Source organism: Spirochaetota bacterium, assembly GCA_026414805.1.
Classification (GTDB): domain Bacteria; phylum Spirochaetota; class UBA4802; order UBA4802; family UB4802; genus UBA4802.
This window is the reverse complement of the sequence record JAOAIH010000030.1, coordinates 1-12,200: the sequence shown is the minus strand read 5'-3', so window position 1 is coordinate 12,200 and position 12,200 is coordinate 1. Positions and strand designations below refer to the sequence as shown.

The window sequence follows — 12,200 nt, the reverse complement described above, 5'->3', positions numbered from 1 at the left end:
CTCAGAAATATCATGTTACAATAAAATCATGAAAGCACATATCATTACTAATAATTGAATTAACTTGCCTTGGCATCTGAGTATTATTAAAGTAATTGTTTTTTCATAAAGAAAAGTAGAAAAGTATGGCTCCAACCCAATTATTTAAAATTGCAAAGGGCGATAGCAACTGTAATGTAATCCCGCGTATAACAAACAGGCTCAGGCTGGCAAAAAAGAGGAAAGTAAGCTTACACAAAAAGAATCTAAAACCCTTAGAAGAAAGGGAGATACCCTTATGGAAGCAATGCTGAAAAGCGCAGCGCGTACCGTGGCCAGCACGGTAGAGCATCAGAGAGTACGGACTATTTTAGGATCATTATTAGGTGGAAAGCGATAGCTATTATTTAAATTTTTCTATTGACTTTTTTTATAGTATCTATTGAATGACAAAAAAACATAACCACTCAACTGGGATTATTGTAGGAGCATTTGCAATAGTCTATTGCATTTTTTTTGATAATCTTCTTGACTATTATCTTTGTAGATTCTCATTGTAAGAGAAAAATTAATAGTATAGTAGTATGTATGTTACAGGCTATAGCTATTAGTTTTTTATATAAATTTTTAATACAATAAGAGAGGCGTACCTTGACACTAAAAAATACTGAAATTCAAAAAGCCGAAGGCAAATTAGGGGTTCTTATCCCCGGGCTGGGTGCTGTTAGCACCACTTTTATTGCAGGTGTAATGCTTATTAGAAAAGGATTAAAGCTCCCTAAAGGCTCTGTTGCAATGATGGGTAAGCTAAGGTTGGGTAAAGGTGACGATGCTCACTATGTACCAATCAAGGATTTTGTTCCGCTTGCTGATTTAAAAGATATGGAGTTTGGTGGTTGGGACATTTTTGAAGACAACTGCTATGAAGCAGCTGTGAAAGCTGGCGTGTTACAGAAATATGACCTTGAACCTATTAAAGATGAATTATCACAGATTAAACCTTGGAAGGCAGTATTTTTTAATGATTATGTTAAAAAGTTACACGGTACATGGGTCAAAAAAGCAACTAGCTACTGGGATTTAGCCCAGATGATAAAAGAAGACATTCTTAATTTCAAAAAAGAGAAGAATATATCCCGGATGGTTATGGTGTGGTGTGCCAGCACCGAAATATACCAGGAAATGAAGCCTGGAGTACATGACACAATTGAAAATTTTGAAAAAGCACTCAAAGAAAGCAATAAATACATTGCACCCAGTATGATATATGCATACGCAGCACTTGATTTGGGAATACCGTTTGCAAATGGTGCTCCAAACTTATGTAACGAAATTCCAGCACTGCGGCAGCTTGCAGAAAAGAACAAGGTGCCAATGGGCGGCAGGGACTTCAAGACTGGCCAGACACTTATGAAAACCATAATTGCTCCTGGACTTAAAGCCAGAATGATAGGTGTGGACGGCTGGTACTCTACCAACATTTTAGGCAACCGCGACGGCGAAGTTCTTGATGACCCTGAATCATTCAAAACTAAAGAAGTAAGCAAGCTTTCAGTTCTGGATAATATCTTTCAGCCTGATGAGTACCCAGATCTCTATGATGGGTATCACCATGTTGTAAGGATTAACTACTATCCACCCCGTGGTGACAATAAGGAAAGTTGGGATAATATAGATATCCGTGGATGGTTGGATTACCCAATGCAAATTAAGGTCAATTTCCTTTGCCGCGACTCGATACTTGCTGCACCTGTTGTACTTGACCTAGTACTATTTTTAGACCTAGCACAGCGCGCATCTATGTATGGTATTCAAGAATGGCTCTCATTCTACTGGAAGAGCCCAATGTTTGAACCAGGTGAACAGCCTATTCACGACCTTTTTGTGCAGCTTATGAAGTTGAAAAATACTTTACGTTGGCTCATGGATGTGCCTCCAGTTACCTATTTAGGCTCCGAAACATACGACTAATATAACAAAAGAGGGCTTGCCAAAAGCCCTCTTTTACTATATACTTTGTTACATGAACTATAATGTATTGCTATTAGGAGTTAACGCTAAGTTTGTCCATTCAACCCTGTCACTTTACTACCTCAAGCAGATACTATTACCATTTGAAGATTATAATTGTATAATTTATGAAACAACTATCAATAATCAGATAGATGAAACGATTGGTGCTATACAAAAAATTAAACCAGATATATGCTGCATAGGTGTATATATTTGGAATGCACAGTACATTAAAAGGCTCTTGCCTTTGCTACATGCTAGCTTTCCACAATGCAAAATTATCCTTGGGGGTCCTGAGGTTAGCTATACTAGCGATATATGGCTTTTTGAATTTCCTTTTATTGAAACTATCATACAGGGGCCAGGTGAAAAAGCTTTTGAATATTTAGCTACAAACAATTTCAGTATTAGCGATAAAGTCCTTAATCATCCTAACTATCATTTTAATGACATTCCATTTCCTTATACATCCCAAGATTTAAACAATTTAACACATCATTATGTATACTATGAATCAAGTAGGGGATGTCCATATCAGTGCAGTTATTGCATATCTTCACGCCATGATCAAAAACTGCAGTTTAAAGATGTTCAAAAAGTGTATGATGAGCTTGATTTTCTTTTGCAGCATAATCTGCGCATGGTGAAATTTGTTGACAGAACATTTAACTGTAACCCTACTCATGCACGGGCAATCTTTCAATATTTGATTGAACATAAAAATTCCAATACACAATTTCATTTTGAGATTCATCCTGACTTGCTCTATGATGAAGACTTTTACATACTAAAAAAAGTACCTCCTCATTACTTCCAGTTTGAAATTGGCATTCAGTCAATACATGAAAAAACATTACATGCTATTAACCGCAAAATGCACTGGGAAAAAGCTAAGGAAAATATTCAAAGGCTTATGGCTTTGAACAATATCCACATACACCTTGATATGATTTGTGGTCTTCCGTATGAAGATATGCAAAGAATAGCAGAAAGTTTTAACGCAATAATAAACCTGCAACCACACTACTTCCAGATGGGGTTTTTAAAGATTTTGCCAGGAACTGATATAGAAACACAAAAACATGAATATGCAATTGAACATGATACAAAATCACCATACATTGTAACAAAAAACAAATGGCTTTCAGAGGAAGATATGGTGCTACTCCATAGCATCGAAAGGGTTGTGGATTGTGTCTATAATCATCATTTTAAAACAATTGCACGCATGATTGCTCATTTTATTGCCAGGGATAATCAATTTGACATATATAGAGATATTGCACTTTTCTTTCAATATCATAATTTTACACTCTATGCAAAAAACTTTGAATCAATTGCCGCAATGCTATTAGATTTTTTCACCCAGCACTATCCAGATTACACTAGGCTTGTGCATGATTGTCTAAGGTGGGATTGGTTTNTTAAATCAAACAACAAATGGGTACCAGCTTTCCTTCGAAGCAAAGGCAACCCACATACTGCAAAGGAGATGATTATTAATTCACATAGGATTTCTAATACAGAGCTATCGCTTAATAATATCATAATACCTATACATGATATTACACGAGCACATATCTTCATTGCAGATAGCAGTGATTTTAAAAAATGGCAGATGAACAATCACCGCTATGCAATGAAACTTCAAGATGGTAGTATTCTGTATACAGATTAGCTACACAATGGATGCGCCACCATCAATGACAAGCGTTTGCCCTGTGATGTAGCGCGCACCATCCGAAGCTAGGAAAAGAACCGGATGCACTACTTCGTCAATTTCAGCAATTCTTGCCATTGGAATATTCTTTACAATCATATCGTGGATGGCGTCATTTGACCAGAATGGTTTGCTAAAATCTGTGCGGACCATTCCAGGAGCCACTGCGTTTACCTGCACATTGAATGGTGCAAGCTCCAGTGCTAAATTCTTTGTCATCATTTCAATTCCCGCTTTTGCTATACCATACACATTCATGCCAGGGGAAGCTAGTCTTCCTGCAATGGATGAGATGCTTACGATTTTACCACTTTTTTGCTGGCGCATAATGGCACCTACTTTCTTTGAAACCAGGAATGTACCGGTGAGATTTGAATCAATTATCTTTTGCCATGCCGATAGCTCAACATCAATAAGGCTTCCAGTGGGCAAGTTCATTCCAACATTGTTAATTAAAATATCAATTTTTGAAAACGCTTTTATTGCTGCATCAACTAGTGCAGTAACATCTTCTTCTTTTGCAATATGTGCTACACAGGTTATAAGATTATTATCTGCCTTAAGAATTTCCCTGGCTTTGTCAAGCCCTTCCTGCTTACGTGCACAGATGACAACCTTTGCATTCTGCCGCAACAGCTCCTGAGCTATTGCAAGCCCTATGCCACGCGTGCCACCAGTAACAATTGCAACCTTTCCGTCTAAATTATACGAAAGCGAACCCATAAACTCCTCCTTCTGAGATTAAATTGTTAATATATTTTCTTAATTGCAATTAGAAATCCTTGAATTCTTGCACTTTCTTTTGTTTGACGGCAAAAGAAAGTACCAAAGAAAAACGCCTTATATCTCAAACACATAGTAATCCTTCTACTGCGGGCTGAGGTAAAGCATCCGTTCACGTCCTGGCCCGCATCCTATTGGCCCTGCATCTCTGCAGGGCTACCTTTAATCACATCATAATTTATAAATAACAAAAAGTGTACTATTATTGAAATTCTACCATAACTCCATTATCAATATAATACATTGCAGTTTTCACAATTGTTACCACTGCAAGTGGATGATCCAGCCTACACCAGTCAGCAATGACACTGTCGGGGCGTATTGAATTTTCTCCCACCGGAATAAGCAGTTCAACACTGTCATCATGCACCTGAAACTGTACAATGGCATCATCAAAGCGCATATTCTTCAATCCTTTTTTTGTCTTCTTGATCATGTTTGCTCTTTTTTCAAGATTACTGGCGAACGTATTGTATACCATGGTATCGCTGAAAAGTATTTTGTACCGTACATATACAATTGATTGCAAGGAAATTGTTGTTTGCGTGTGATGATATGCTGAAATAACCTCAAAGCCTTCAGGAAAATAATTTCCTAATGCTTTGAGTATAGTGGGACTACACTGTTCATACAGTTCAACATCCACAAACTCACACAGGCTTTCATATCCCAGTGGTAACGCCGGTCCTGCCATTAGACGCTGGTGCTTGTTATACCCTTGCGTAAATGCCACTGGAACACCTGCCATTCGCAATGCCCTCTTAAAAATTTCCATACAATCAATATGCCCCATAAAGCGCGCTTTGCCCTTTTTTGCATACTGCACTCTAAGCGTTGCAACAACTTTGTACCTTTTCTCAAATGATTGGGCAGCCCTTTTAAATGAATCTTTATCAAGCGCATTTTTTTTATACCCAATTGGAAATACTGTGCCATCCCAGGTTGAATTCATCTTTTTGTGTATCAGGCTATCATAGCGTGTTCGGATGATATGCCAGGGGCACATTTCTTTTGAATTTCTTTTCTGTAAGTACCTGCGCCAGTTGCCAAGTGTTTGTTGCAATGCATTATCCCAGATTTTAAAATTAAAATGCTCACCCCATAAATCAAGTCGAGCTCCTTGGTTGTATGCAGCAACAATAGCGTCTGAAAGCATACTATCGCCACGCGCAAGTACTCCTTCTATAAGCGACGCATACACATCATGATTTTTAATAGTTACAGATTTTGGCACATTGCGTTTAATCTTTTGTATTACTTCAAGGCAGTAGATTTCATCCTGTTGTTCTTCATACTGGTACGGTGTATGTGGTTTTGGTACAAACGGTGAGATAGTTACATTGTATTGCATCTTTTTGTTGATAGCACACGCTTGCTTCATAAATGAAATGATATCTGCTGCCTCATCCACTTCTTTGCAGCCAGGGAGCCCAATCATAAAATAAAGCTTAATACGTTGCCACCCCTTTTGCGACAACACCTGTAATATATTCATTATTTTATCAACAGTAAGGCGTTTATATGCACGATAACGAAGCATATCCGACGCTGACTCCACCGCAAATGTCAATGATGTCTTTTTCAAATCCGATATTGATTCAATTATATCAAGTGTTTGAATATCAACTCGAAGAGATGGAAGTGATATACTTATACCCTGCTCCACCAACGGCGGAACGATTATGTTTAATAGTTCAATAATAGTTGAATAATCTCCCACACTCAATGAATGGAGAGATACATCGTCAAAGCCTGTATTCTGCAGGGTTTTTAAAATTGCATCTGCAACCTGTCTGGGTTCAGCTTTGCGGTAAGGAAGTTCCCAGTAGCCCGCATGACAGAATTTACATAAATTTTTACATCCTCTATCAAGCTGGATAGAAACTCTATCCTGTACACCTCGTATGGAAGGCACCACTGGACAAGTTGCCTGATAAGCGTTAAATTTACGTACATTTCTTTTATACACTTCTGGTGCCTTAATAGCTATCAATTCACCCCCATTATATGTAAACGTAACATCACGGCTGCACAGTACACCTTCAATAGTGGCTAATTTTGTCAGCACCTGATCTTTAGGTAAGCGTTTTGTTTTTTTCTCAATGAGTATCTTAACAATCTCAATTATTGCTTCTTCACCATCACCGGCAAAGACTGCATCAGCAAATGCCAAAAGTGGCGCAGGGTTGCTTGCTCCCTCGCCACCAATGATTATTAATGGGTAACTATCGCCCCTGTCTTTTGCAAAAAATGGAATGTTGCCTAAATCAAGAACCTGCAATATGTTTGTATACAAAAGCTCACAGGCTGCATTGAAACCAAGCATGTCAAGCTCATTGAGCGGGGTATAGGTTTCAAGCGTATATAATGGTGTATGCGACTGCCGCAAAACTTTTTCAAAGTCACGTTCTACTGCAAACACGCGTTCACAGGCTACATTAGGAATGGCATTAACTGCACTGTATAAAATATGAATTCCATTGTTGGACATTCCCACCTCATACAAATCTGGAAAACACAACCCAATCCTTACTGATGCATCAGGCTTAATTGTTGCATTCCATTCACCGCCCACATAGCGTGCAGGTTTTGCAACCTGTGCAACAAGCTTGAATATTTTTTCTTTATCAATTGCCATTTACTGATCCTTCAAGTGTTGATGATGGTGGCAGTATTTTGTCAGTGCTATAAAATCGTCAAGTGAAAGCTCCTCTCCGCGGACTTTTGTGTCAAAGCCAAGCACTTCAAATGCCTGCGCAATATACAACTCATCAAATGTAATATAGGGTGAGCGTTTTAGTGCAGTTTTTAGCATTTTGCGGCGTGCCCAGAATGCACTTTCAACAAGCTGTTCAAATAATGTTATCTGGCTTTGTGTCAGGGGCAATTCTTTTTTTCGTGTCAGTTGTACAAACGTTGAATGAACCTTGGGTGGTGGATAAAATGCATTGGGTGGCACATCAAAAAGCCTTTGTACTTTAAAATAAAGCTGCACACCAACGGTAAAAGCGGAATAATTTTTACTTTTAGGTTTTGCAATCAGTCGCTCTGCCATCTCTTTCTGTATAAGGAAAAAACAGTGTGGAACTGTATAGTATTTTGCCACTTTAAATATAATCTGCGATGCTACATTGTAAGGAAGATTGCCTACCACTTTAGTACACTCTCCAATTGCAGGTAATTTAAGAAAATCGTCATGTACAATAGTTATATGCATATCTGTAAATCTTTCTTTCAACACGCGGACAAAACCTGCATCTATCTCAACACAGATAAGCTTTTTTACAAGGCTGCTTATCGGTTCAGTGAGAATACCTGGCCCCGGACCAATTTCCAGTATGATGTCGTTGGGCTGTGGGCTGATTGCAGTAACTATCGCCTCAATATATTTTTCCATTATTAAAAAATGCTGCCCGTATACCTTGTTGGGTGCAAGGCCTGCATGCTCTAAAAGTGAAAGGATTTCTTTTTTATTCAATATACTTCTCTTTTTCTTTTCTGAGGCTGATGATGCCATTGTCATGTAACTGACGCATAATCCTGACAATATTGTCCCGTGCTTCCTGAATCTCGGACAAGCGCACAGGGCCCATGGCTTCCATCTCGTGCATGATATCAGTTGCGCGGTTTTTGCTCATATTGCGGAAAAATTTGAATCGGATTTCATCACCGGCACCTTTCAGTGCTTTTGCAATCATGTAGTCATTATTAATTTCATCAACAAGAATGCGCATTTCAGTGTTGGTGAGGTTAAGAACATTTTCAAAGGTAAAGATGCGGGCCTTTATTTCATCGGCAATCTGTGGCATGGTTGTTTCAAAATAATCAATGAGTTGCTTCTCCTGGTCGCCACTTAGATGTGCCATGATGTCAATGAGTGCATTAAGACCGCCCGCTTTAGAGCTTGACTGTCCTTGATAGCGGTACTCATCATATTTTTTGCGCAACACACGTGAAATTTCAAGCACCGCGTCAGGTGATGTGCGTTCCATCTTTGCCATGCGAAGCGTGACTTCCTTGGCAGTATCTTTGGGAAGTAGTTTTATGACCTCAGCTGCTTTTGCTGCAGGTATATAGGCAAGCGTAACTGCTATAGTTTGTGGGTGCTCATTTTGCAAAAATGTAACAATTAACTCCGCATCAATATCGTTTAAAAATCCAAACCCTTTTTCCAGATCTTTGTGAGTAAGCCGTTTTAAAATGTCTTTAGCTTTAGCTTCACCAAACGCCGCATATAAAATTTCTTTTGCAACATTATGCCCGCCAAACGCCACCCCACGTGTTTTTTTAAGTTCCAGCAAAAACTGCCCAATAAGCTCTTCCTTTTCTTCAGGTGAAAGGACATCTATCTTTGCAATCTCTGCAGCTAATTTATTGACACTTTCCTCGTCAAGGAATTTCATTATTTCTGAAGCAACTTCAGGGCCAAGTGCCACTAAAAGTGCTGCAGCCCTTTCGGCTCCATTCATCTGGTCAATTGGTTTCACGCTTTATTACCATAACTTTTTTGAAGTCAATCACTTTCTGTGGGCACACCTCAGCACACCGCCCACAATTAATGCATAAGTCATAATCAATGACAGCTAAAAAGTTTTCAATTTTAATGGCAGTATCAATATCAGGATTATCTTTAAAGACTTCTTCGCGGCACGCCTTTTCACACCGCCTGCATGCAGTACAGCCAACACTGCACCCTAATTTCATAACAGGCGCTTTCTGTTTGTTGCGGCACATGACATATACATCAACATTTTCATCCAGAAGGCTTATTATATTGCGTGGACATGCCTCCACACAGTTTCCGCACCCTGTACATTTTGCTGCATCAACTAATGGCAGCCCCCTATCGTCCAGATGAATAGCGTCAAATGGGCATGCACGCACACAATCACCCAATCCCAAGCAACCGTATTCACACACTTTAAATCCGCCCATGACAAGCTGTGCAGCCCTACAACTGTGAGGTCCATCATACATAAAGCGTATCTTGGTTTCATTAACCCCACCCTGACAGTGGACCCGTGCAATTCGCCTCACTCCAGCTTCAGCTTCTATGCCCATTATCTGCGATATTTTTTTCACACTGTCAGGTCCGCCCACAGGACACAAGTTAATAGCCACACCCTGCTCAACGATATGTGTGGCATATCCTGCACACCCTGGAAAACCGCATGCACCACAATTGGCTCCTGGTAACGCTTCAACAACCTTTTCTATACGGGGATCCTTTTCAACCTTCAACAAAACCTTAGCAAGTGATAGCAAAATACCACACGCTAAGCTCAAAATAGTTATACTGATTATAGATGGAATTGACGGAAAAAGTATATCAAGCATAGATAACCTCAATATGTCATTTTAAAGAAGCATTGTGTAGTACACTATATAAAAAAGTCAATACTGTTGCAATTAAAAAATTCTTGCAATAATAGTATTATACCGATAGTATATGTAAAATCAATGAAATAGTGACATTTTAATCTATGGCGCCAACAACATCGCATGACATATTACACGAGATTCTATCTGCAATCAATAAAAACCAGGAAGTTGTGTTTGTCAGCTACTCAATCCTTGATGAAACCGAGAAAAACATTCAATACACACTCAGTAAAATACTTGAACGTCATAATAAATCCGAACTTTACACTCCCATCTATTCGTCAATCAAAGAACTTATAGCCAATGCCATAAAAGCTAATGCAAAGTATATTCTCATTGAGGAAGGAGAAATAAAGAATCCTGATGATATTTTGGAAGTTGTAACCAAGGTCAGAAACATACTGAACGAGGAATCGCTTCTTATCTATGGAATAAAAGCAAAGCAATACGGTTTGTCCACCAGAATATATTTTAAACCGCAACCAACACGACTCACAATAGAAGTTATAAACAACTTGCCAGTGTCTAAAAAAGAACTTGAACGCATGCGCGAAAGAATTGAACGCTCCTCGCATTACGACAGCATTGCAGATTTTTATCTGGAAAACCCGGACCCAGCAGCTGAAGGGATGGGATTGGGACTTTCTATGGTAGTAGTTCTTTTAAAAAGCGTAGGAATACCGTATACTAATTTCACACTTTATACTGACTTTAAAACAAAAACCATTGCACGAATAATTATACCGCTTATTTAGTTTTTGCTTCAAGAAACGCCATTATCATCTTCATACATGTTTTTGCCAGATGGTCAATATTATATAGGTCTTGATTGAATGTCCACTGAATAGCAACATTCATCACCATTGCTACAATTGCATGAGCAGCCTGCTTTGCATCAACGGGAATAAATACTCCCTGATTAATTCCATCCTCAATAACTTTAACTACTTCATCGCACAGTTGACGGTAAATTTCGGTATTTATATGCTTCACTCTGTCATTTATAGGAATCTGAGCCCAAAAATCAACTAAAACCGTATAAAACGCAGGGTGACGTTTTGCAGTAACTATAAAGGCAATAACAATAGCGCGCATACGCCGTTCGGGTGTGCGGTATTTTGCTGCGCGTTTATTAATATTCTTTTTAATTATTATATAAATCTGTTCCAGTAAATAAATAAGTATGTCCTCTTTTGATTTAAAGTAGTGCAATACACCGCCTTTTGACAGGCCTGCATTCTTTGCAATATCATCCAGCGTAAAGTTGTTATATCCCTTAGCTGATATAACCTCATATGCTGCTTTAATTATCTGAGTTTTTCTCTGCTCCTCTTTTTCCGCCCGTGCTTCTGGTTTTAATCGTGGCATTTATTTTTCCTCTTATTAAGAATTCTATCCTGGTACAAGGTTGTACACAACGTATAATAAAATAATGTTGATACAATTATGGCTATTTTTTTTGGATTTGTAAAGTTTTTTTCATACATTTAAAAGAAAATTACATTTTCTTATAAAACCTTCCACGCGCTTCATCATAATATCTTACTACATTCTGCTGAACAAGCTCATTAAGTATATGCTCCACACTATTTTTATCTTTCCCCAGCGAATATGCCAAGTCGTCAACCGTTGATGGCCTTCGCTCAATGGTGGCAAGTATCATCTCTTTAAGGGGGAGCGATAGCTCAAGTAATCGGTACTCCGGTGTGCCGGGAATATCAACAGGAATTGGCGTAAAATAAGCTGCATACTGTGTAAGCGTTTCAACTTTAGCGGGAATAACCCACTGCTCTGCTGGCGGCCTATCCATATAGTTAAGTTGTATGCGGTGTGGATTTATGTACCTGGCAGTATCTGCCAACGCTTGCAACTCTTCACTGGTATCGTTAATACCAGGTACAATAAAAATTTCCAGTATAAATAAACCACCAAATTCCTTTTTAAACTGAGCTATCCCATCAATAATTTGTGATAATATTAACGTCTGATAGGGCCTACATATTTTTTTAAATGTGTGTTCAGTGGCTGCATCAAGGGAAGGGATAACAACATCTGCTTGGTATAACCGCGTACGTACCTCTCTATTCCACAATAATGTTCCATTGGTAAGAACAGCAATTTTATAGCGATAGTTACTTTTGATGTGCTCTATGATGGTTCCAATGCCACTGTGCAATGTGGGCTCGCCAGCTCCTGAAAATGTAATAACGTCAAGATATGGCTTTGCAAGTAAAATAAAATCCAATTCCCGTATCACTTCTTCAGTGGGCACATATTCTTTTATTTCATCAGTAATCAGTGTGGTTCTTCCACACTCACAATA

Annotated in this window: 11 protein-coding genes and 1 pseudogene; 5 read left to right on the top strand and 7 right to left on the bottom strand. The window is 38.7% G+C overall.

Translation table 11 applies throughout. The annotated features are described in order from the left end of the window. Nucleotides 1-125: 125 nt before the first annotated feature. The 4 genes and pseudogenes from N3F66_07710 (at nt 126) to N3F66_07695 (ending at nt 3,670) form a co-directional block, all read left to right on the top strand. Nucleotides 126-293 (top strand): hypothetical protein, encoded by a 168-nt coding sequence (locus tag N3F66_07710; GenBank protein ID MCX8124037.1) that lies wholly within the window; start codon nt 126-128, stop codon nt 291-293. Continuing rightward, nucleotides 260-379: pseudogene (locus N3F66_07705) on the top strand (DUF853 family protein). The gene N3F66_07710 and the pseudogene N3F66_07705 overlap by 34 nt, the downstream one beginning before the upstream one ends. Nucleotides 380-630: 251 nt before the next feature. Then, the gene (locus tag N3F66_07700) at nt 631-1,950 is read left to right on the top strand and encodes an inositol-3-phosphate synthase (protein ID MCX8124036.1); all 1,320 of its coding nucleotides are present in this window, start codon (nt 631-633) and stop codon (nt 1,948-1,950) included. Between the two features lie 52 nt (nt 1,951-2,002). Continuing rightward, nucleotides 2,003-3,670, top strand: coding sequence for a DUF4080 domain-containing protein (locus tag N3F66_07695; GenBank protein MCX8124035.1), 1,668 nt, complete (start codon nt 2,003-2,005; stop codon nt 3,668-3,670). Here the strand turns inward: N3F66_07695 and N3F66_07690 are convergent, their stop codons facing one another. The 5 genes from N3F66_07690 to N3F66_07670 form a co-directional block, all read right to left on the bottom strand. Next, complete coding sequence (locus N3F66_07690; protein MCX8124034.1) at nt 3,671-4,435, bottom strand: SDR family oxidoreductase; 765 nt, start codon at nt 4,433-4,435, stop codon at nt 3,671-3,673. It lies immediately after the preceding gene. Between the two features lie 262 nt (nt 4,436-4,697). Continuing rightward, complete coding sequence (locus N3F66_07685) at nt 4,698-7,133, bottom strand: TIGR03960 family B12-binding radical SAM protein (GenBank protein MCX8124033.1); 2,436 nt, start codon at nt 7,131-7,133, stop codon at nt 4,698-4,700. Then, nucleotides 7,134-7,973 carry a 16S rRNA (adenine(1518)-N(6)/adenine(1519)-N(6))-dimethyltransferase RsmA gene (gene rsmA / locus N3F66_07680; protein MCX8124032.1) on the bottom strand — a complete coding sequence of 280 codons (840 nt, stop codon included), beginning with the start codon at nt 7,971-7,973 and terminating at the stop codon, nt 7,134-7,136. Continuing rightward, nucleotides 7,966-8,982, bottom strand: coding sequence for a flagellar motor switch protein FliG (gene fliG / locus N3F66_07675; protein ID MCX8124031.1), 1,017 nt, complete (start codon nt 8,980-8,982; stop codon nt 7,966-7,968). The genes rsmA and fliG overlap by 8 nt, the downstream gene beginning before the upstream one ends. After that, nucleotides 8,969-9,832 (bottom strand): RnfABCDGE type electron transport complex subunit B, encoded by an 864-nt coding sequence (locus tag N3F66_07670; GenBank protein MCX8124030.1) that lies wholly within the window; start codon nt 9,830-9,832, stop codon nt 8,969-8,971. Before N3F66_07670 ends, fliG begins: the two co-directional genes overlap by 14 nt. Nucleotides 9,833-9,978: 146 nt before the next feature. Between N3F66_07670 and N3F66_07665 the strand changes: the two genes are divergently transcribed. Continuing rightward, nucleotides 9,979-10,632 carry a hypothetical protein gene (locus tag N3F66_07665; protein MCX8124029.1) on the top strand — a complete coding sequence of 218 codons (654 nt, stop codon included), beginning with the start codon at nt 9,979-9,981 and terminating at the stop codon, nt 10,630-10,632. Here the strand turns inward: N3F66_07665 and N3F66_07660 are convergent. Both N3F66_07660 and N3F66_07655 read right to left on the bottom strand, forming a co-directional pair. Next, nucleotides 10,625-11,245, bottom strand: a complete 621-nt coding sequence (locus N3F66_07660; GenBank protein ID MCX8124028.1) for a TetR/AcrR family transcriptional regulator — start codon at nt 11,243-11,245, stop codon at nt 10,625-10,627. The genes N3F66_07665 and N3F66_07660 overlap by 8 nt on opposite strands. Before the next feature lie 130 nt (nt 11,246-11,375). Continuing rightward, the coding region (locus N3F66_07655) for a radical SAM protein (GenBank protein MCX8124027.1) at nt 11,376-12,200 on the bottom strand (825 nt) is incomplete at its 5' end.

Excerpts from the sequence above, each read along its gene's own strand:
- N3F66_07710 (MCX8124037.1), top strand. The coding sequence starts at position 126 with ATGGCTCCAACCCAATTATTTAAAATTGCAAAGGGCGATAGCAACTGT.
- N3F66_07690 (MCX8124034.1), bottom strand. The coding sequence starts at position 4,435 with ATGGGTTCGCTTTCGTATAATTTAGACGGAAAGGTTGCAATTGTTACT.
- N3F66_07685 (MCX8124033.1), bottom strand. The coding sequence starts at position 7,133 with ATGGCAATTGATAAAGAAAAAATATTCAAGCTTGTTGCACAGGTTGCA.
- N3F66_07670 (MCX8124030.1), bottom strand. The coding sequence starts at position 9,832 with ATGCTTGATATACTTTTTCCGTCAATTCCATCTATAATCAGTATAACT.
- N3F66_07665 (MCX8124029.1), top strand. The coding sequence starts at position 9,979 with ATGGCGCCAACAACATCGCATGACATATTACACGAGATTCTATCTGCA.
- N3F66_07660 (MCX8124028.1), bottom strand. The coding sequence starts at position 11,245 with ATGCCACGATTAAAACCAGAAGCACGGGCGGAAAAAGAGGAGCAGAGA.